At 67.4% G+C, this 20,481-nt stretch carries 15 protein-coding genes; 9 read left to right on the top strand and 6 right to left on the bottom strand.

What is annotated here, in order from left to right:
- Positions 1 to 2: 2 nt before the first annotated feature.
- Together ACFWZ2_RS33240 and ACFWZ2_RS33235 are read left to right on the top strand one after the other, a co-directional pair.
- Complete coding sequence (locus ACFWZ2_RS33240; RefSeq protein ID WP_384552052.1) at positions 3 to 1,673, top strand: carbamoyltransferase N-terminal domain-containing protein; 1,671 nt, start codon at positions 3 to 5, stop codon at positions 1,671 to 1,673.
- Between the two features lie 14 nt (positions 1,674 to 1,687).
- The gene (locus tag ACFWZ2_RS33235; RefSeq protein WP_384552050.1) at positions 1,688 to 2,521 is read left to right on the top strand and encodes a TauD/TfdA family dioxygenase; all 834 of its coding nucleotides are present in this window, start codon (positions 1,688 to 1,690) and stop codon (positions 2,519 to 2,521) included.
- Positions 2,522 to 2,617: 96 nt separating this feature from the next.
- On the opposite strand, the gene ACFWZ2_RS33230 is transcribed toward ACFWZ2_RS33235, so the two are convergent.
- From ACFWZ2_RS33230 to ACFWZ2_RS33215, 4 genes are all read right to left on the bottom strand, one after another.
- A complete protein-coding gene (locus ACFWZ2_RS33230; protein WP_384552048.1) occupies positions 2,618 to 3,778 on the bottom strand; it encodes a serine hydrolase domain-containing protein in 1,161 nt (386 codons plus the stop codon).
- Between the two features lie 149 nt (positions 3,779 to 3,927).
- Positions 3,928 to 5,337 (bottom strand): condensation domain-containing protein, encoded by a 1,410-nt coding sequence (locus ACFWZ2_RS33225; protein ID WP_384552046.1) that lies wholly within the window; start codon positions 5,335 to 5,337, stop codon positions 3,928 to 3,930.
- Between the two features lie 50 nt (positions 5,338 to 5,387).
- Complete coding sequence (locus tag ACFWZ2_RS33220) at positions 5,388 to 8,693, bottom strand: amino acid adenylation domain-containing protein (RefSeq protein WP_384552044.1); 3,306 nt, start codon at positions 8,691 to 8,693, stop codon at positions 5,388 to 5,390.
- 98 nt (positions 8,694 to 8,791) lie between these two features.
- Positions 8,792 to 9,499, bottom strand: a complete 708-nt coding sequence (locus ACFWZ2_RS33215; protein ID WP_384552042.1) for a transposase — start codon at positions 9,497 to 9,499, stop codon at positions 8,792 to 8,794.
- 820 nt (positions 9,500 to 10,319) lie between these two features.
- Between ACFWZ2_RS33215 and ACFWZ2_RS33210 the strand changes: the two genes are divergently transcribed.
- The 7 genes from ACFWZ2_RS33210 (at position 10,320) to ACFWZ2_RS33180 (ending at position 17,796) form a co-directional block, all read left to right on the top strand.
- Positions 10,320 to 10,469 carry a hypothetical protein gene (locus ACFWZ2_RS33210; RefSeq protein ID WP_384552041.1) on the top strand — a complete coding sequence of 50 codons (150 nt, stop codon included), beginning with the start codon at positions 10,320 to 10,322 and terminating at the stop codon, positions 10,467 to 10,469.
- Positions 10,470 to 10,706: 237 nt separating this feature from the next.
- Positions 10,707 to 12,704 (top strand): B12-binding domain-containing radical SAM protein, encoded by a 1,998-nt coding sequence (locus ACFWZ2_RS33205; RefSeq protein WP_384552039.1) that lies wholly within the window; start codon positions 10,707 to 10,709, stop codon positions 12,702 to 12,704.
- A 12-nt stretch (positions 12,705 to 12,716) separates the two neighbouring features.
- Positions 12,717 to 15,278: a RiPP maturation radical SAM C-methyltransferase gene (locus ACFWZ2_RS33200; protein WP_384552037.1), complete on the top strand. Its 2,562-nt coding sequence runs from the start codon at positions 12,717 to 12,719 to the stop codon at positions 15,276 to 15,278.
- Positions 15,275 to 15,943 carry a class I SAM-dependent methyltransferase gene (locus ACFWZ2_RS33195; RefSeq protein WP_384552035.1) on the top strand — a complete coding sequence of 223 codons (669 nt, stop codon included), beginning with the start codon at positions 15,275 to 15,277 and terminating at the stop codon, positions 15,941 to 15,943. The genes ACFWZ2_RS33200 and ACFWZ2_RS33195 overlap by 4 nt, the downstream gene beginning before the upstream one ends.
- A gap of 32 nt (positions 15,944 to 15,975) precedes the next feature.
- The gene (locus ACFWZ2_RS33190) at positions 15,976 to 16,554 is read left to right on the top strand and encodes a GNAT family N-acetyltransferase (RefSeq protein ID WP_384552034.1); all 579 of its coding nucleotides are present in this window, start codon (positions 15,976 to 15,978) and stop codon (positions 16,552 to 16,554) included.
- A 41-nt stretch (positions 16,555 to 16,595) separates the two neighbouring features.
- Positions 16,596 to 17,036 carry a VOC family protein gene (locus ACFWZ2_RS33185; RefSeq protein WP_384552032.1) on the top strand — a complete coding sequence of 147 codons (441 nt, stop codon included), beginning with the start codon at positions 16,596 to 16,598 and terminating at the stop codon, positions 17,034 to 17,036.
- 181 nt (positions 17,037 to 17,217) lie between these two features.
- Positions 17,218 to 17,796, top strand: a complete 579-nt coding sequence (locus ACFWZ2_RS33180; protein ID WP_384552030.1) for a hypothetical protein — start codon at positions 17,218 to 17,220, stop codon at positions 17,794 to 17,796.
- Between the two features lie 34 nt (positions 17,797 to 17,830).
- Here the strand turns inward: ACFWZ2_RS33180 and ACFWZ2_RS33175 are convergent, their stop codons facing one another.
- Together ACFWZ2_RS33175 and ACFWZ2_RS33170 are read right to left on the bottom strand one after the other, a co-directional pair.
- Positions 17,831 to 18,931, bottom strand: a complete 1,101-nt coding sequence (locus ACFWZ2_RS33175; RefSeq protein ID WP_384552028.1) for a glycosyltransferase family 4 protein — start codon at positions 18,929 to 18,931, stop codon at positions 17,831 to 17,833.
- 201 nt (positions 18,932 to 19,132) lie between these two features.
- On the bottom strand, positions 19,133 to 20,473 hold the full coding sequence (locus ACFWZ2_RS33170; RefSeq protein WP_384552026.1) for a hypothetical protein: 1,341 nt from the start codon (positions 20,471 to 20,473) through the stop codon (positions 19,133 to 19,135).
- Positions 20,474 to 20,481: the final 8 nt, after the last annotated feature.

Below are 20,481 nucleotides of genomic sequence, written 5' to 3'. Positions count from 1 at the left end.
TCATGATCATATGTGGTGTCAAATTAACGCACGACGGTGCGGTCGCGGTCATCGAGGACGGTCGCCTGCGATTCAGCATCGAGGCGGAGAAGATAGAGAACGGTGCCCGCTACAGCGCGCTGGGCAGCCTGCAACGCGTGCTCGACATCCTGGCCCACGAGGGACTGTCGCCCGCCGATGTCGACCAGTTCGTGATCGACGGCTGGTACACGACCGGCGCGAGCGGCACCCCCGCCATCACGCTCGACAACGACGGCCTGCCGGTGGAACTCGCCGTCGCGCCCTACATGGAAGGCCCCGACGGCGAAGGGCCGCTGCGGCGGTACGGCTTCGACGGCGCCAGTTTCGTCGGCGGCTCCGGCTATGCCAGCTACCACCACGTGGCCCAGCACCTTCTCGGCGCCTACTGCCCGAGCCCGTACGCCGCACGCGGCGAGGACGCGCTCGCCCTGGTGTGGGACGGCGGTATCGAGCCGCGGCTCTACCAGGTGCGGGCCGACACCCGCGAGGCGACGCTGATCTCCGTCCTGCTGCCCGTCACCGGAAACAGCTTCGCGAACTTCAGCGGGGAGTTCAGCCCGTACGCGGCCGACCTCAGCGGCATGACGCGGGACGAGGTGCTCCGCCATCGGCTGTCCGTCGCGGGCAAGGCGATGGCGTACTCCGCGCTGGGAAAGACGGAGCCGGACGCCTTCCCCCTCTTCGACGGCCTCATCGCCGAATTCCCCAGCGCCCAGATGGAGAACGCCCGGATCATGGGGGCGAAGGTCGCGTCGAACCGGGACGAACTGCTGCCCGGCATGTCCGACGCGGACATCATCGCCACGTTCCAGGACTACCTGGGCAGGCGTCTCCTAGAGCGGCTCACCGAGGTCGTGACCCGCAGGTTCCCCGGTCAGCGACCCAACCTGGTGCTCGGCGGCGGCTGCGCGCTCAACATCAAGTGGAATACGTTGATTCGTTCGAGCGGGCTCTTCCGGTCCGTGTTCGCACCGCCGTTCCCCAACGACGCCGGAGCGGCCATCGGCACGGCGGTGTGCGAGTCGTTCCACCGCGGGAACCTCGCGCTGGACTGGAACGTCTACAGCGGCCCTTCGGTGGTGGCAGGACCGGTCCCCGACGGGTGGCGGGCGCGGCCCTGCGACGAGGCGCAGCTGGCACGGCTGATGCACACCGAGGGCGAACCGGTGGTCGTCCTGTCGGGCCATGCCGAGCTGGGCCCGCGCGCCCTGGGAAACCGGAGCATCCTGGCCCCCGCCAACGATCCCGGGATGAAGGCACGGCTCAACGCGATCAAGAACCGGGCCGACTACCGGCCGGTCGCTCCGATCTGCCTGGAAGCCCGCGCACCCGAGGTGTTCACCCCCGGCACCCCGGACCCCTACATGCTGTTCGAGCACCGCATGAGGCCCGGCTGGGCCGAGCGCGTCCCTGCCGTCGTCCACCTGGACGGCACCGCAAGGCTGCAGACCATCGACGCGCACAGCCGGTCGGCCACCGCACGCATTCTCGCCGCGTACGAGGAGGTCAGCGGCATCCCCGTGCTCTGCAACACCAGCGCGAACTTCGAGGGACGAGGCTTCTTCCCCGACGTGGCATCGGCCGCCCGATGGGGAGGCACGCGCCACATCTGGTCGGAGGGCGTGCTGTACACCAACTCGACGGCCGACTGACGGGCGGTGACAGCGTGCAACAGTTGCAAGCCGACTTCAGGGATCCACGGTGCGCGGAGCCCGTGGACTTCGCGGAGCACGACGCCCCGGACCAACTCGTGCACATCCTCGAAGAACGCGGTTTCGCCGTGGTCAGGGTGGCCGAGCCGGGGCCGCCCGACGCCAAGGTCACCTCACTGGCCGCGGCACTGCGACTCGGCAATCCCTACATACCCGCCCTGTACCGCTACGCGGAGACGAAGGACTACTCCGCGGCCTACAGCGACATCCGCAGCGACACGAAGGACCGGCACCCGGGCTTCAGCACCACAACGGGCCAGGCATGGCACGTGGACGGTCTCCTCGACGACATCGGCGACATCAGGACCACCATCCTCTACTGCGTCCGCGCCGCCCACCGGGGCGGTGACACCCTGCTCTTCAACTCGCTGGCCGCCTTCGCCGAACTCCGCGAGACGGACCCGGCCGCGGCGGAAGCACTCCTCGACCCCAAGGCGCTGAGCCGCCGCTCCACTCTGCCCGACATCGACGTGAGCAACACAGGCCCCGTGTTCGCGGTGGACGAAGCGGGCAACCTCGCCACCCGCTACACGGACAACGACACCTGTACGTGGAACTTCTCGGTCGGCCCGCCCGGCGGCCTGCACCGCGCACTGGCCTTCCTCCGCGCGGCGTCCGACAACCCGCGCTACCGACTGGCCGTACGCCTGGCTCCCGGCGAAGCCCTGATCTTCCGCAACGACCGTCTCTCGCACGGCCGACACCCCTACAAGGACCGGCCGAACGCCCGCCGCCACCTGGTCAGGGCGCTGTATGCCAACGTCCCGACCCGCGGCCAGGAGGGTTAGGCGAGGAACACGTATCTGCCCGGCCGGTGACGACAGCCAAGTCACCGGCCGGGCAGGTGTGCTGAGGCGTGCGGGTGGCGCAGGGGCGCGCCGGTCTCAGTCGTCGATCGCCTGGTAGGCGGCCGTCCAGAAGTCGAGGAGGGCGGGCAGTTCGAGCCCCTCCGACCGCTGGATCATGAGGATCAACGTCATGTCCTCGGACGGGTCGTTGCACCAGGCGGTGCCGTACTTGCCGTACCACCCGTAACTCCCGACCGAGGGGCCGAGGTTGATGCGCCGGGTGCGGACCTCCATCCCGAAGCCCCAGCCGAAGTCCGCGAAGTGGTCCATCGGCCAGAACCACCGGGAGACCGCCTTCTGCGTCCGCGTCAGGTGGTCGCTCGTCATCATCGTCACCGACGGCCGGGACAGCACCCGTCGGCCGCGGTGGGTACCGCCGCCGAGCAGGGCCGAGGTGAAGGCGAGCCAGTCGGCGGCGGTCGAGACGAGCCCGCTGGCCGCCTCCTTGTACGTCGGCGGTCGGCTCCAGGGCCCGTCGGGGCTTTCGGCGGTGAGTTCGCCGGTGGCTTCGTTGTGCACGTACGCGGTCGCAAGCCGGTCGACTCCCTCCCCGCTCAGGCGGAGGGTGGTGTCCTTCATCCCGAGCGGCTCGCAGATCCGCTCGCGCAGCGCGTCGTCGAGGGAGAGGCCGGTGGCGCGGGTGATGAGCAGGCCCGTCAGGGTGGGGCCGGTGTTGTACATCCAGCGCTCACCCGGCTGATGGACGAGCGGGAGCTTGCCGAGCCGGCGGACCCACTCGTCCGTCGACGGCTCGGGATCGTCCGGGTGACCCCCTTCCGTGATCGCGTTCAGCGCGTCGGCGATCGGGATCGTTCCCGGCTCGGTGATGATCGCGCCGGTGCCGAGGCGGCAGGTGAGCAGATCGCGCAGTGTGATCGGGCGTTTCATCGGGACGGTGTCGTCCAGCGGCCCGTTCGGATCGGCGAGCACGGTCATGCCCGACAGCTCCGGCAGGAGTGCGTCGACCGGGTCGTTGAGGCGGAGCGTGCAGTCCTCGACGAGCGTCATCGCGCAGGCGGCGACGATCGACTTGGTCATCGATGCGACGCGGCAGATCGTGTCCGCTGCCATCGGCGTCCGCGCGCCCGGGCCCTCGAAGGCGAGGTTGCCCAGGGCCTCGACGTGGACCTCGCCGTGGCGGGCGACGACGGCGACCACCCCCGGGCTGTGGCCGGCGTCGACGCGACGCTCGAGCACGTCTCGCACGCGGGTCAGCCGTTTCGCCGAGAAGCCACTTCTGATCACTTCGTCCCCTTACCCATGAAGGTGTTTCGAGTTGCTCATGAAGGTGTTTCGAGCCGGGCCCCGGCTGTTTGCCCCGCCGCGCCTGCGACGTCCTCCCGCCCTCACCAGGGGAATGTCCCGGCGATCGCCTTGTCGATCAGGCCGGAGAAGTGACGCGTCACCTCGGTGGCGGTCGCGACGTCCATGCGCGTGCGGTCGTACTCGAACACCCCGGCGAGGCTCTTGTCCGCCATGAACCCGACGGACAACGCCGCCGGGAACAGACCGCACACGGGGCTGTCGAATTCCAGAATCGGATCAGTGGCGGGAAACCCTGACGGCCTGGGCATCGACCGCTGGACTCCGGCGAGTTCACCGGCGCCCATGGAGGTGTTCTGCAGCGCGAACAGCGCACTCGCCATGGGCAGTTCGGGAAGAATGTCCAGCAGATCGCTGCGCGGCACGTCCTGGCGGTCGAACGCCTCGATGCACCCCTGCCGCAACGCCTCGATCGACGTCTCGCCTTCGGCCGGGCATGCGAGCGAACCGAAGACCGGGACCAGGTTCATGAACAGGCCGACACTCCGGCCGAGAGAACCCGATGTCCGGCCGGACATCGGAGTCCAGACAGGGGCGTCCCGCGACAGGAGACCCTTCGCCTCAAGAGCGGAACGGTAGGCCGCGAGAAACACCATGTACAAGGTCAGCCCTTGCTCATCCGCACTCGCCGCAAGCGCCGTTCTCTCGTCGCTTCCCCAGCGAAGGGTGATCCCGCCGAGGTCCACGTCGTGCGGACGTTCACGTGCGACGGCAGGAGCGTCGAGGGCTTTCGGGTACCGCGCACGAATGGTGAGCGCGGCCTCCTTCGCCCGCGCGATGCGGTACGTCGACTGACGCCGGGCGAATTCCCCCTGCTGTATCGGTTCGGGAGCGCGTCCAGGGTCGTTGTACGCCTGACACAGGTCGTCCCACAGCACGCCGAGTGAGTAGCCGTCGACGACGGAGTGATGCCATGACAGGACGAGGATGTGCGTGTTCTCGCGGCCGAGCACGAGCTCGGCGCGGGCCAGGGGGCCATTCACGAGGTCGAAGCCTTCGGCCCGATGCCGACCGACCGTCTCGGTCATCGCATGCTCATCGATCGTGGCACCGCGAATGACGAGCTCACTCGTGCGCTCGGTGACTTTCTGGCGCCACTGATCGCCCGCCTCGCCAAAGGTCGTGCGCAGCGCGTCATGCCTGACCTGCAGCTTGCGCCACGCGGATCGCAACCGTGCCGCGTCCACGGGGCCCTTGAGCACGAAGAGCTGGTGGATTCCCGCGCAACGGCTGTGCGGGTGGGCGTCCGCGACCTCGAGAACTTCTTCCTGAAACGCGATGGTCGGGAGCCACGCGTCCTGGTCGGACCCGTCACCCCGTGTCAAGGCTTCCAGTAGCTGCTGTCCTTCTTGCAGGGAGAGTTCGTTGAGAATGCTCTCGATCTCTGCATCGGAATCGCGATCGATGTCGCGCGCATCCTGCGGTCCGGTCACGCTTCTTCTCCTAGTCAGGCTCATTCACCCAGTCAGGCTTCTTCTCCTGGTCAGGACGAGGAGTCGACGTCGGGCGACGCGATCGTCGAATCGGCGGCACGGTCGACCTGTACGGCGAGGGCGCGAATCGACGAGTTCTTGAAGAAGTCGACGAGGGGCAGCCGTACGCCGAACTCCTCAAGGATTCCCCCGACGATTTGAGTGACCTGAAGGGAGTTGCCGCCGAGCTCGAAGAACCGAGCGTCAGGGTCGGGCGTACGTATGCCGAGAGCGGGCCCGATCAACTTCTCGGCCAGACGGCGCTCGGTGGACGACAGGACAGGCTCGGCCGCACCGACGACATCGGCGTCCTGACTGGCGAGGACTTCCTCGAGCGCCGATCGGTCGACCTTGCCGTTCGGCGTGAGAGGCACCGCGGGGAGAGGGACGAACCTACGCGGGACCGCATAGTCGGGAAGCCGCTTCACGGCGTCCTGCCGTAACGCCGTCGCATCAGGCACCGCCTCTTCCGCGACAGGGACGATGAAGGCGATCAGGCACTGGCCGAGGGCGTGATGGTCGAGGAACTCCACGCGTACCTGGTCGATGCCGTCGATGGTGCCCAGGATCTGCTCGATCTCGGACAGCTCGACACGGAATCCGTTGACCTGGACCTGGCGGTCGTTGCGACCGTAGAAGTCGAGGTTGCGGTCCGGCCGCCACCGCACAAGGTCACCGGTCTTGTAGATGCGTTCGTCGATGTCGGGCACGAAGCAGAAGCTGCGGGCAGTGAGTTCCGGTTCGCCGAGATAGCCGTCGGCGAGGCTGGGGCCCGCGATGCAGAGTTCGCCGATCGCTGTCGGCGGCAGCAACTGCCCGTGCGCGTCCAGGACGTAGGCGCGCAGTCCGGGCAGGGGCCGTCCGATGGGCGGCGAGGTGAGCCACTGCCCTTCGCAGCGCATCAGGGTGACTCCGACGGTCGTCTCGGTCGGACCGTAGCCGTTCCAGAACTCCTGACCGTCCCGCGCCCACTCCTCGACGAGCGAGCCGGGGAACGCTTCGCCGCCGACCGAGACGATGCGCAGGTCGGGATAGTCACCTTCGAGCCGCGGCATGAGGGCAGGGGGCAGCTCCGCGACCGAGACGCGTTCGTGCCGCATGAAGTCCGCGAGGAGTTGAGGGTCGCGGCGCTGTTCGACGGCGGCGATACAGATCGTGCCGCCGGCGTAGAGGGTCGCGAGAACCTCGAGCACGGAGACGTCGAAGCTCGGTCGGGCGAAGGCCAGGACCCGGTCGTCGGACTGCATGGCGAAGGCGGCGACGAACTCGTTGCAGAAGTGCAGGAGCGAGCGCTGGCTGACCACCACCCCCTTCGGCGCCCCTGTGCTGCCGGAGGTGAAGATGACGTAGGCGGTGTCATCCGGCGTGGGCAGAGTCTGGGTCGCCGAGGCCATGCCCGCGCGTGGAGCACGTATCTCTGCTCGGGGATCAATGACGCCGATCTCTGCTTGCTCTGCCTGCTCTGCCTGCGGATCAATGATCGGGATGGTGTCACCGACCAGCTCGCGGGCCTGCTCGCGGTGCGCGTCCGCACCGATCACCAGGGCCGCGGCGCCGGTGCTCCCGACGATCGAGGAGAGGCGCGCCGCGGGCGCTTCGACATCGAGCGGAACGTACGCGGCGCCCAGCATGGACGTCGCGAGCACCGTGCTGACGGCGACCGGACTCTGCCTGCTCAGGAGCAGCACACGTGCACCCGGGCCGACGCCGTGCGCACCGAGGGCGTCAGCGATCGCTCGCGCGTCGGTGAGGATCTCTGCGTAGGTGTGACTGCGACCGTCGTAGTGGACTGCCTCGCTGTCCGGCCTGCTCGCGGCGTGCTTGTAGACCGCCTCAAGGACGGTGTCGCAAGCGGCGGGGGTCGAGATCCCACCGTTTCCCAGGTCGGCCAGCGCAGCGCGCTGACGGTCGGTCACGATGCCGAGTCGGCCGAGAGGTGTTCCGTCGTCCTGAGTGGCGGAGCGGAGCAGTTCACCGAGTGACTCGACGAAATTCTCCAGGCTCGCTCGATCGAACAGATCATCACGGTAGGAAGTCGTGAGCTCCAAGCCGCCCTCGCGTTCCCGCACAACGAAGGACACATCTACGTCCATGGCACCGGGATACGCCTCCGCCAGGGCCATCCGGCATCCCCCGAGGTCGATAGAGGGAACGGCCGCCTCGCTGTTCTCGAATCCGTACTTGAGATTGATGACGGTGTTGCGCCCTGGCTCACCGGGGTTCATGGCGCTCGCGATCTGCGCGAGCGGAAGGTCGCCGTGTTCAACGGCTTGAGAAATTCCGGTACTTACGGTCGAGAGCAACGTCGGCAGATCTGCCGCAGGATCGATGCCGACCGTGACGGGAAGCACATTCGAGAAGGAGCCGATCACGTCATCGAACTGTTCCTTCGGTCGAGTATCACCGGTCCAGCCCATGGTGACTTCGTCCTGGTAGTTCCAGCGGGAGACCAAGAGAGTGAGCAGCCCGAAGACGACGGTCGGCAATTCCGCACCCACGGCACGCCCGATTTCAGCGAGCGCAGACGTGACGCCGCTGCTGGCGACGTCAGCGCTCATCTGGACAGGGGTGACATTGCGGAGTCGGCCGTCGTTGTCTCGTCGAGGGTGATCCAGCGGCAGCGACACACCGCGATAGTCGGTCGCCGACCACCACTGCCGGAGATCGTCACCGCGGCGACTGAGCATCTCGTACTGCCAGTGGCTGAAGTCGGAGTAGGTGAGCTTAAGGTCTTCCACCACCCCCGCCACCCCCGTCGCTGCCTCATAGGCGGCTTCTGTCTCGCGCATAAAAATGGCGACGGACGGGGTGTCCCAGGCAGCTTGGTGAACTGTCCACAGGAGGAGATGCTCGTCCTGAGAGAAATGCACGAGGGTTGCGCGTGCGAGGACTCGATTCTCCAGCGACAGGGGGTCCGCTGCTTCGGCTCGGAGCAGCTCGCCGAGTACGTCGTCCGGTGTCGAGTCGGTGGCTGCAACAACGCGCACCGGTAAGTCAGTGCGCGTATCGGTTTCGTTCCAGCCTGTCGGTGCAGAGAGGGCGGACTGCCTCCTGACCGTTTCCCGCAGCGCCGTCACGAGCCTGTCGTCGTCGACTCGGCCGTGCAGGGTGAACCGGTACATGAGGTTGTGCTCGGATGGATCGCCACCTGTCTGTTCCAAGAACAGCATCTGTTCTTGCTGGGCGGACCATCGCAGCTGGCCAGGCGGTGCGGCGGCCACCGGTGGTACTTCGGTCGCGTCGCCGCGGAGTTGTGCCGCGAGGAGCTTTCGCATTTCAGGGGACAAGTTGGCCAATTTATCGGACAGATTGGACAAAGTATTCCTCCTGAATGCGGTGAAGAGGTCGGCGCGGTGTGCGTGGCGGAGGGCCAGACGGCGGTGGCCGGCCGACCCGTCCAACGGGGCTTCCTCGATCAACCGGAACGGGTCTGGGCGTCGTCCTCCCGCTCCGCCCGCATGATCGCGGCATCGACGACGGCTTGAGACCAGTCGATCTGACCCTGTGTCCCGAGTTCGTCGAGAATCGCGCAATGCAGCCGGGGCCACATGCCCGCCTCGGTCCACTGCCAAAACCGGCGTTGCGCGGCCTGGAACGCCACACCGAACGACGGCGGCAAGTCCTGCCAGGCGCATCCGCTGGTCACCACATACACCATCGCGGTGAACACCGCCCGCGCCTCGGCGGGAGTCGTCCCCGCTATCTGCGGACGCGCCCGAATGCGTGGAATTAATGGTTCCACAAGCACCCATAACTCATCCGGAACCAACCGCTGCGACAGCTGGTCTATCTCCCCGTCCTGCCAACCCGCGCCACCGGACGAGGCGCCCTCGAACCTCCATTTGGTGGCGATGACGGCGATTTCGACCCGGGAGCCCACGCCAAGCTTGAGCATGATCCGCGCAACGTGTTCTCGCGCCGTCCTTTCGGAGATTCCCAGCTCCATGCCGATGCTGCAATTGGTCTTGCCGGTGGCGACCAGATGGAGAACCTCGACCTCACGCGCGCTCAAGTTGGAAAGCCCGCGGTGCAGCTCGACTATCTCACCACCCGGTTCGAAGTCGGTGCGGGTCAACGTGGTCGCGCCATCACGTAAATGCCGTGTCATGGGAGTGTCGTACATCCTTTCCCCTCGCGGTATGGATAATCGTCGACCACTTCTCATGCTGTGGCCGATCCCATTCCTGACCGGGATCACAAACGTCGCAAGCGAGGGAAACAACCGCGTTATCAAGCTCGACGCGTGATGCGCCTTCGACTACCGCAAACGTGCCAACAAATGCCCACGGAAGACCCCGATGGGGTTTCCGGGGTTTCCGTGGTGCATGGACTCTCGGCTCTTGGTGATGTATTAGCTTGACGTTTTCAACCGTACGGATTCATACGTTCCCGCGGCAACCCTGCATATGCGTCCGAGGGTGGCGGATGGCAAATTCTCGGTCAAGCAAGGTGTGCAACATGAGCCAGCGCGTGGGGCTCTGGACGCGGGGCGATCAGTGCCGCGGCGGCCCCACCGCGGCAGGGGCGCGGGTCTCCGCTTCCTGCTGGTCATGCATGTGTCATACATGCATCGAGTCTGGGTGGGTGACCCCCCAGAGGGCCGCCGAGCAGGCACTTACTGGAGTGGCTGGGACTTGGCGATGAGGCGTGATCACGTCACTGGGGCAGACGGAGATCTGGCTGAATCAGATCCAGGGGGGAGGGTGATGTCAACTGATGTGGCTGAAGGGTGAGTTGGGGCCTCGATGTGCTCGGCTCCGTCCTCGGATCCGCAGCCGTGTCGTCGGAGCGGCGAGCCCTCGTCGCCGCCCGCAGTTGCCGGTTGAACGACCGTGGCTTGATGGCGCCCTTGACCGTGACGAATCGTCACAGAGAGCCTGTTCGGGGACTGAAGTCCCAGAAACATACTCCAGTTTCGTGTTCCACTCGCGCATGGAGGTTCCATGGACATCGAGATGAACACCGAGGTCGACAGCGACCTCGGCGAACTTGAGGTACTTGAGATGGATGAACTGCAAGTCAGCGGTTCGTCCACGGCCTACAACTACATCGCCAAGAACGCGGACCGTTCCTCGGACGTCTCGGCGGGCTGACCGGCCTGATCCGCCTGATCCGCCTGATCGGTCTGACCGGTTTGATCGGTCTGACGGGCAGGACCGAATCGCTTCCTGGGGGAGCTCGCAAGATCTTCTGCGTTCTCGGGCGTCCCGCACATCGCCGGAGCGCCGTCCGCTTGTGAGCTCCTTCGGTTCCCTCTGCCGCCGACCGATACCGACTTCCAGCACCTCGCGCACCCGGTCGGTTCCACCGTCCGGATCAGGACGGATGGCATGGACCTCTTGCTGCTCTTTCCGCCGCTGACGGAGGCGACCCTCTTTCCGTATCTGAGCCTGCCCTATCTCGCCGGTCACGTGCGCCGGTTCGGCCACAGCGCGCATCAGGTCGATCTGAGCATCGAGTTGGTCCACCGGCTGCTGGACGGCCCGGCGCTCGCGCGGGAGGCCCTCGGCCTGGACGAGGCGCGGGACCTTCCCGCCTGGTACCGAGCGGTGGTGGCCGACGCGGCCCTGCAGCATCTCGACGAGATGCGTGACTTCGTCCTGACGAAGAACCCGGCGCCCCGCCTCGGTCCGGTGCGCGCGGTGCGACTGGCCCGCCGGGCCACCCAACTGATGCTGCGCGGCTCGGAGTTGTCGCAGGTGTGGGACGACTTCGCATCGCTTGACCAGGCGGTGCTTCAGTTGTCCGCATCGCGGGTCGGTTCTCTCGACTTCGCGACCCGGACTCTGCACGGTCTGCTGACGGAGGCTCTAGAGGAGTCCGCGCCGCGGGTGGTCGGCATATCCGTCGCCTTCTTCAGCCAGTTGGCGCCTGCTCTGCTGCTGGCCCGGTGGATCCGGCAGCGTCACCCGGGCATGCCCATCTGTCTCGGCGGACAGCAAGTCATGCTGCGCCACGACGAGTTGGCCGCGATGGCCTCAGTGCGTACGGCGGTGGACGCACTCTGCGTCACGGCGGGCGAGGAGCCCCTGGAGCGCTGGCTGGCCCATCTCGCCGGACACCTTCCACGCTCCGATGTGCCGGGCATGAGGTGGCTGAGCCCCGGAGGCGTGACAGCCCCCAGCCGACCGCCCGCTCTTCGTTTCAAGGACATCGGCGCGCCCGACTACGACGGGTTGAAGGTGCGCTCCTATCTCAATGACACCGTCGTCCTCTCCATGGTGTCCTGCGTGGGCTGCTTCTGGGGACGCTGCATCTTCTGTTCCTACGGCAACCGGTCGCTCGAACGCGGCGCCTACCAGCAGGCCTCCCCGCGGCAACTCGCGGACACGGTACGGCGGATCGTGGAGAGCACCGGAATCGACTTCGTCACCGTCGTCGACGAGAACACGAACCTGCGACTGCTCGCCCGAGCCATGCGCCTGGTGCGCGAGAGCGGACTTCACGTCCGCTTCAACACCCGCAACCGACTGGAACCGATCCTGCTCGATCCGGCCTTCTGCCAGGAACTCGCCGAACTCGGCTGCGAGGGAATGGCCGTCGGCTACGAGGGCGTCACCCAGCGACTGCTCGACAAACTGGACAAGGGTGTACGTGCCGCGGACTTCCAGGCCATCCTCGACAACCTCGCGGCCGCCGACATCCAGGTCAACCTCTCGGTCATGGGCGGCCTCTTGGACGAGACCGAAGAGGAGGCCGAGGAGTCACTGCGCTTCCTCGAACGCAACCGCGAGAAGTTCGCCGTCGACGCATTCGAACTCATGGTGGCCGAGCCGGGGACGCGTCTCGTGGCCGACCCGCACTGCTTCGACGTACGCATCGACAGCTCCGACACGTTCGCCGACAACCGCGAACTCAACTATTTGGGCGGCCGGGTGGGCAGGCGCCACACGGTGGTGGGCGGCCCCGAGCGCCCCGACATGCTGAAGCGGCTGAAGTACGGGATGCGGCGGATCGCCGCGGGGGCCGCACCTGCCGCGCCCGCGCCCGCGCCCGCGCGCGCCGCCCCCGTCGAAGCCGGACCACCCGCACCCACCGAAGCCGCGGCGCAGCACATGGCGTTGCTCCCGCACCCATGGATCCGGTGCGCTCCGGCACGGTTCGACCTGCACAGTCCGACGGCGGGCGGTGGTTCCTCCCTGCTGGCCGACCCGGTGCGGGAACAGGTGTACTCACTGCCGAAGAACCACGTGACCCAAAGCGCCGCATCTGGTGGGCCCTTGATCGCGACCAGTGCCCAGGGCCGGTCCCTGCTCGGCAGACTCGCCGCCGCGGATGTCGGTGTCCTGTGCGACGAACCCGTACCGGCCATTCGTCCGTCCCGCTGAAGGAGCCACACGGTGCACATCACGCTGGTCAATATGCCCTGGGCCTCGATCGACTTCCCTTCCCTGGCCCTGGGGATTCTCAAGCGTCGCGTCGCGGACGAGTTCCCGGGCAGCCGCGTCGACGTCGTGAACGCCAATCTGGACTATCTCGACTGGATCACCGAGCGCGCAGGTCTGACCCGTGAGGAGTACAACTTCTGCTGGGACTCGTACTTCACCGGCTACAGCGAGTGGATCTTCTCCTCGGCTCTGTACGACGATCCGCACTGGCGCAACGCCGAGTTCGCGGACCTCGTGGCGGGAGCGGTGCCGGGGGACATGCTGAACAAGGGTCGACAACTGCACGCGCTCGCCCCGGAGTACATCGCATCCCTCGTCGGCCGAATTCTCGCCGACCGGCCTGACGTCGTCGGCTTTTCGACGACCTTCGCGCAGAACAGCGCCGTACTCGCCGCGGCCAGGCTCATCAAGGAGACCGCACCCGAAGTGTGTGTGGTGCTGGGCGGCGGGAATTGCGACGGCCCACAGGGCGCCGCACTCCACCGCGGCTTCCCGTTCGTCGACTACGTCAATCGCGGTGAGGGCGAGGTGTCGTTCACGCGCCTCCTCGCCTGTCTGCGCGACAAGTCGAACCCGGCGGACATTGCCGGACTGTGCTGGCGAGACGTAGCCGGCACGTCGCATGCCAATCCCATGAGCGCGGCCCCGCTGCCGGCATCGGCACTGGTCACGCCGGACTACACGGACTACTTCGAGCAGCACGCGGCCTCCCGCGCCAGGGCCATGGCCGAGCCCCACATCGTGCTGGAGAGTTCACGCGGCTGCTGGTGGGGTCAGAAGCATCACTGCACCTTCTGCGGGCTCAATGGTTCGTTCATGGAATTCCGCAGCAAGAGCCCGGACCGGTTCGTCGACGAACTGCTCGCGATGACGGAACGCCATCAGGTGCTCAACGTCGCCGTGGCCGACAACATCCTGGACATGACGTATCTGCGCTCGGTCGTCCCGAGGCTCGCGGAGGCCGACTGCGACCTGCGCATCAGTTATGAGATCAAGTCCAACATGCGCCGCGAACAACTGGCCTCCCTCGTCGCCGCAGGCATCCACTATGTGCAGCCCGGCATCGAAAGCCTCAGCGCCCATGTTCTGAAGCTGATGGACAAAGGCGTGACCGGCTGCCAGAACATCCGCATGCTGCGGGACGCGGAGTCGGTGAGCCTCGGCGTCGTATGGAACTATCTCTTCGGCTTTCCGGGCGAGGCCGAAGAGGATTACGACGCGGTGATCGACCAGTTCCCCGCCATCCATCACCTCGCTCCGCCCAACGGAGTCACCCGCATAGCCATCGAACGCTTCAGCCCCTACTTCAACCGCCCGGAACTAGGATTCGGCGACCTGCGGCCTGCCGCTCACTACGAGGTGATCTACGACCTGCCGGAGTCCGAACTCCGCGACATGGCCTACGTATTCGACGCGGCGCACCAAGGCATCTCCGCCACGGAGGCGGAGCGGCTGGAGAAGGCCGTCGAGACCTGGCGTCACGAGTTCCCCCAAGGGCGGCTGACCCAGTGCGACCTGACCGACTCCCTCGTCCTCACCAATACCCGGCCCGGCTTCGCCTGGAGGACTCTGAGCATCGACGAGCCCTGGGAGATGGCGGCTTTCCGGCTACTGGAACAGCCGTGCACAGGCGATGTACTGATGAAGAAGCTCCGGGCGGGAAACCACGACATCACCGCCGAGGACATGTCGGCTCTGCTTGCCCGCTGGCGCACGCTGGGACTGCTCTTCGAAGACGATGGCCAGACCGTGCACGTCGTCCCGCATGCCGCGAACCAGGACCTCATGCGCTGGGTGACCCGCGACGGCAGCCCGGCGCTGGTGCCCGCACTGCTCCACGGCTCGGCGGGCCGCCACGGCTCAGCGGGACGCATTCCGGAAGCGAGTGCGACGACGGCGCTCCGGTGCTGGCGGGAACGCGACGAAGAGGCGCGCGAGAGGGAGGGCATATACATGGGGGAGGGGCGGTACGAAGACGCCGCCGTACGAACGGTGTCGGACCTGGTCGCGCGGGGCGCCCGGCATGTTGCCCTCCCGAGGCCCGTGATCCTCGGCTGCGGCGATCCGGCAAGTGACCGGCAGGCGGTCCGCGGACTCACCCACATACGGGAGTTGACGGGCCACGGTCTCTCCGTCGACTGGGAGCTGGACCTCGGCACCGAGATCGGACAATGGCGGCTGTTCAGCCATCTGTACCCGCCGCGTTCGGTGGCAGGACCCGACGGCGACGCCGTCCTCGACCAGTGGCGCACCACGTTCCACATGAACAAGTGCGGCTACCGGCGCGGCCAGGGCTTCGTCGAAGTCACCGACCTGCGCCACGGAACACAACGGCGCGTCATCATGCGCAAAGTGAACAAGGCGAAGCTGGCGTCACTGCTGGACGGCGCCCCCGTCGCGGATTTCCGGTACAAGGAAACCGAAGCGTTCACGAAGGCAGGCCTCGTCCACCGGGTCGGCTCCTTCTTGTGGTGGCTGCCCTCCCGCATCACCCGCTGGCCGGTCGTGGGATGACGGCGCGAGGCATGCCGCTGCGCTCCCTCAACGCCGCCGAATGGGACCGCACTTACGACTCCGCGATCCCCGGCTGGGACGAGGAGCCGCCACCCGTACTAGGCGAACTCCTCGCCGAGCACGCTCCGCCCCCGGCCCACGTGCTGGACGTCGGCTGCGGACTCGGCACCACCGCACGGTGGCTCGCCGACCGCTCGTACACCGTGACAGCCTGCGACTTCTCCGCCCAGGCGATCACAGAGGCCCGCCGCCGCACTCCGGCGACGGGTCCTGCGGTGCGGTACGAGGTCCTCGACATCACCGGCCACGTACCCCTGGACCCGTTCCCGGTGCTCCTCGACCGCGGCGTGCTGCACACCCGCCCCACCGATCGCGAGCGCCGGACATTCGCCGCGGCGATGGCCCGCCTGTGCCGACCCGGCGGACTGTGGGTCCATGTCGGTGCCGCCGCACTCACCGAAGAAGACGCCCTGGACCAGTCCAGCGGACCGTCCTGGACCACGGAGAAGACCTTCCTCAACGCAGTGACCACATGGTTCACCGTGCTCGACCTTCGCATCGCCGACTTCGGCCGCCAGAAGGGTGTTACGGACTGGCTCGCTCGGTACGTCGTGCTGCGGAGGCGGGAGCAAGAGTCACGGCAACGGGACGCACGCACATCTTGATCGCCGCCGAGCCTGCTGATTGGCTGGCCGGTATGACTGACCTCGGACCCGTCGCCTGGCCACCCGCCCCGATCAGGACCGCGAGGCTCGTACTCCGTGCGCCCGAGGCCCGGGACCGTGCGACGTTCATCGACCTGCTTGCCTCGCCAGAGGTGCACACCTACCTCGGCGGCCCCCGGCAGCGTGACGAACTGGAGCGCGAGACGCCCGGGGTGCCCGAGCAGTGGCCCGGGAGCTTCGTTGCTGACCTCGACGGGACGATGATCGGCCAGATCCTGCTCAGGAGAGCGACGGAGCACCGTCGCCCGGCTGCCGCGGGAAAGGTCGATCTCGGCTACCTGTTCCTGCCGCGGGCGTGGGGATCCGGGTACGCCGCCGAGGCGTGCGCGGCGGCGCTCGGCTGGCTCGCCGGTGCGCTGCCCGGCGAGCCGGTGGTGCTCACCACTCAGACCGCGAACGTCGGCTCGATGCGTCTCGCGGCGAAGCTGGGGTTCACCGAAGTGGAGCGGTTCGAGGCCTGGGGCGCCGAGCAGTGGCTCGGCATGCGGTCCCCGGCCACGCCGTCGGCCGCGCCGGAGCAGGCCGCCGATTACTCCCTGGGGTGCAAGTAGAAGATCTCGTTGTCCGCGCGGTAGAAGAAGGAGAAACCAGCATGGCGATTCAGCGGATGGACAACGTCGGCATCGTCGTCGAGGACTTGGATGCCGCCATCGCGTTCTTCGTGGAACTCGGCATGGAGCTGGAGGGCAGGGCGGAGGTCCAGGGCCCCTTCGCCGACCAGTGCACCGGACTCGACGGTGTCCGCTGCGACATCGCGATGCTCCGGACCCCGGACGGTCACAGCCGACTGGAGCTGGCCAAGTACCGCAGCCCCGAAGTGATCAGCGCCGGACCGCGCAACCGCCCGCACAACGTTCTGGGCACGCACCGCGTCATGTTCGCCGTCGACGACATCGAGAACACCGTCGCCCGCCTGCGCCCGCACGGCGCCGAACTCGTCGGCCAGATCGCCCGGTTCGAGGACACCAATCTGCTCTGCTACCTCCGCGGCCCGGACGGCATCATCGTCGGACTGGCCGAGCAACTGAGCTGAGAAAGAGGAGGCGCGCTCAGCGAAACGCGCGTCCGCCTCCTGGCCGGAAGCGTCCCGCACGAGTATGGGCCAGGTTTGCTCAGCGGGTTCCGTATGTGTGGGATATCGGCAGGATGTCTGGTGTTTCCGCTGGGCGCGGCCCGGCCGTCGGTACACCCGTCACCCACTGAGGAGCGAGTCGATGGCGAACGAGCTCAAGTACGGCGATCAGATCCACCTGCAGAACGGCTACAACGGCTGGCAGGGCGGTTACCTGGACACCAACGGTCACAGCGGCGCTGCGGGCGGCAAGTACCAGGTCTCGACCGCCGACAGTCCCGCACGCGGCAAAGGCACCGGCACCTGGGAGATCCTGTCCGCCTCCGGCAAGGCTGTCGGGCAGAACGTGGTGAGCGGCGACGTGGTGTACCTGCGCAACCTCTATGGTGGCGACGGCGGTTACCTCGACTCCAACGGCCACGCTTCCGACGTACAGAAGACCGCGGGCGCCAAGTTCGACGTCTCGACCTCGGAGGCCAGGGACCGCGCGGCGGGCACCGGGCGCTGGCGCATCTTCGCCGAGACCTCCTCGCCCGCCGACCAGAACGTCAGGGTGGGCGACGTGGTCCACCTGTGGAACCTCTACGGCGACAACGGCGGCTTCCTGGAGACGAACAACCAGAGCACGGCCTCTGGCGGCCTGTACGACCTGTGCACCAACGCCTACTTCAACCGCAGCTCCAACGTTGCGGACTGGAGGGTTCACAAGGCCCAAGGCTGATCCGCACGCGCTCGTCGACGTGTCAGGCTCGGGGTCACGCGTGGCGTTCCACCCCGAGGCCCAAGGCGTCGTCCCTGGATCCGCGACTCATCTCGCTGGCGTCGACGAGCGCGCCGAGTGGGCGTACGTGGAAGGACTTCTGTCGGCTCGCTTCCCCCAGTGACTCGACGGAGTCGCACCACAGGTCGAGGTCGGAGGACGCGCTCAGCTCGGCGGAGCGTGCCTTGGCGCGGCGGGAGGCCCGCGCCCAGTTGTTCGGCTCGCTCAGGGAACTCAGGGCGTGGATCCAGGCGTTGAGGTCGTCGCGGTAGGCAAAGATCCCCGCCTCGCCCAAGGACTCGATCAGGCCTGGGGTGGGGTGGGCGATCACCGGGATGCCGGAGGCGAACGCCTCCACCGCCACCCGCCCCCAGGACTCGTACAGGCTCGGCATGAGCATCACCCGCGACCGGGAGTAGACGTGCTCGCGCATGTCCTTTCCCGAAACGCCGTCCAGTACTTCGCAGTTGGGCAGGCGTGGCGGCGGCCCGATCTGGTCGCCGTACGCGCCCCGCACCCCCAGGAACTTCCACTCCGGGGACCAGGCGGCGACCTGCCAGAAGATCTCGCTGCCCTTGTCGGGGTTCAGGTTCACCAGGGTCGCGCACTCGCCCGGTTCGGTGCGGTACTCCTCCGCGATCACCGGAGGGCGCACGACGATCGAGTGCCGGGGTTTGAACTCCGCCGGGTAGCGCGCATAGAAGATCTCGCCGTCCCGCCGGATCCACTCGCTGTTGTAGACCACGAGATCGGCTCCCGCCGCGTGGTGGTAGCTCGCGGCGAAGTTGTCGTGACAGATCACCACCACGGGGATCTGGCGGGGCTTGGCGAGGCCCGAGACGAGGGGGACGTTCTCGAAGTGGGACAGGAGCACGTCCGCCTTCTGGGCGGCGGCGGCGAAGTGGGCGCCCTGCTGGAACGGGACGACGCGCACCCCGTCGATGACGTAGCTCTTCTCCGTGGCTCCGGGATGGGACAGCCACACGGTCACCTGGTGGCCGCGCTCCGCCAGGGGGCGGAGCATCGAGTGGAGCATCCACTCGGATCCCGCGTTGTGGTCGGGTGGATATCCGTACACCCGGGCGGCGATGGACATGCTCCGTGACCTGGGCGGCGTGGCCAGCCTGTGCGGGCGGGATGCCACTGTGTCCACGTGTAGGTACTCCCTCCGGATGGGGTGGTGAGCCGTGCTGCGGAGGCCCTCCGGTGGGGAGGGCCTCTACGGTCACCCGGACTTGCCGGGGCGGTCACCCGGACTTCGGGCCGGTCACCCGGACTGCCGGGTCGGTCACCCGGTCTACTGAGCCGTGACGCGGATCAGGGAGGAAGCCGACGTCTGGTCGCCCACCTGGAAGCTCAGGCTCGTGTCCTCCAGGGGAGTGCCGGCGGAGGCGGCCACCTGGACCAGGGCGCCGGACTTCGACCCCTGTCCCAGCAGCGCCAGGTCAACACGCTCGACGGTGAGCGTGTGCCCGTGCTCCGACAAGGTCCCCTCGTAGGAGCCCAGTTGCTGCCACTGGCCGTCCCGCACGGCCCCCACGATCAGCTGGGCGGAGGTGAACTGCAGCCCCTTCCCCGGCGGAAGGCTCACGCTGACCCGCTGTACGGGGACGGTGCCGCCCCCGACGTTCTGCACTTCCACACCGGCGTACTTGGCCTCGCCCCCGCGGACCAGCGTCACCGGCCCTCCCGGCGAGACCGACAGCCGGCCCGGGGCGAGGGGAGCCGTGTACCGGTAGTAGACGCTGCCGAGCTGGAACGCGTCCTCGGGCTTGGCCTGGTCCCAACTCAGGCCGCTGGCCGAGCCGTCGGGGTTGGTGGCCTGCGGCCACACCAGGAACCGGTAGTAGCCCGGCTTGTCGCCCAGCTGCCGCAGGTCGAGCGCGGGCAGCGTCACCTTGCGGCCCGTACCACTGTCCCGGTGGCCCTCGGCCTTGAGCAGCTGCGGGGTCAGGGTGTCGTGGGAGGGCGTGCCGTCCTCGTGGACGAGCTGGTAGTACACGTGGTCGCTGTTGTTGCCCGGCACGTCGGGCTCGCCTTGACGCAGGTTGACCAGGTCGACGATGAACTTGTCGCCGGGGATGCGGCCGTTGTCCGACACGTAGCCGAAGCCGGCCTGGCTGTAGCCGTTGGGCGAGCCACCCCAGTTGCTGTCGTACGGCAGCCGGACGAACGGCCGCCCCACCATCTCCGGGTCGCTCTTGGTCCAGGCACCGGCGAGCACCTCGATCTCCGGCCTCGCCGTACGGACCTCCCCGTTGTCGAGAGTGACGTCGACGCGGATCTGGTACTTGGTGCTGAAGGCCGGGCGCGGGTCGGTGTCGACGTTCAGGTCGCCGCGGAGGGTGAAGGTGATGACGTCGGAATCCGCGAGGAAGGTGAGGTCGATGATCTCGTACTGCTCACCGGTGCCGCCGGAGCCGCGCTTGTTGTACGTGGCGCCCGTCTCCGCCCGGTCATTGCCGGTGTAGGAGTACTTGATCTCCTTGATCTTCACGCCCACCGGGACGCGGATGCGGCCGTCGTAGCGGAACTCGCTGTCCCAGGTGGCGAAGCGGTTCGCGTGGCCGAGGGTGCGGATGCCCGTCCATTCCGGGTCTGTGGCGTCGTTCCTCCGGGGTGTCACGGGAGCGGTCATGCTGGGGC

This window comes from Streptomyces sp. NPDC059002 (assembly GCF_042740435.1).
Lineage (GTDB): Bacteria > Actinomycetota > Actinomycetes > Streptomycetales > Streptomycetaceae > Streptomyces.
Note: the sequence above shows the minus strand (reverse complement) of the source record. Positions and strands in the feature narration are given on the sequence as shown.

Bases quoted from the DNA above. Each gene is read 5' to 3' on its own strand.
- ACFWZ2_RS33210 (WP_384552041.1), top strand. From the start codon at position 10,320: ATGGACATCGAGATGAACACCGAGGTCGACAGCGACCTCGGCGAACTT.
- ACFWZ2_RS33185 (WP_384552032.1), top strand. From the start codon at position 16,596: ATGGCGATTCAGCGGATGGACAACGTCGGCATCGTCGTCGAGGACTTG.
- ACFWZ2_RS33215 (WP_384552042.1), bottom strand. From the start codon at position 9,499: ATGTACGACACTCCCATGACACGGCATTTACGTGATGGCGCGACCACG.
- ACFWZ2_RS33180 (WP_384552030.1), top strand. From the start codon at position 17,218: ATGGCGAACGAGCTCAAGTACGGCGATCAGATCCACCTGCAGAACGGC.
- ACFWZ2_RS33190 (WP_384552034.1), top strand. From the start codon at position 15,976: ATGACTGACCTCGGACCCGTCGCCTGGCCACCCGCCCCGATCAGGACC.
- ACFWZ2_RS33240 (WP_384552052.1), top strand. From the start codon at position 3: ATGATCATATGTGGTGTCAAATTAACGCACGACGGTGCGGTCGCGGTC.
- ACFWZ2_RS33205 (WP_384552039.1), top strand. From the start codon at position 10,707: ATGGACCTCTTGCTGCTCTTTCCGCCGCTGACGGAGGCGACCCTCTTT.
- ACFWZ2_RS33175 (WP_384552028.1), bottom strand. From the start codon at position 18,931: ATGTCCATCGCCGCCCGGGTGTACGGATATCCACCCGACCACAACGCG.
- ACFWZ2_RS33195 (WP_384552035.1), top strand. From the start codon at position 15,275: ATGACGGCGCGAGGCATGCCGCTGCGCTCCCTCAACGCCGCCGAATGG.
- ACFWZ2_RS33170 (WP_384552026.1), bottom strand. From the start codon at position 20,473: ATGACCGCTCCCGTGACACCCCGGAGGAACGACGCCACAGACCCGGAA.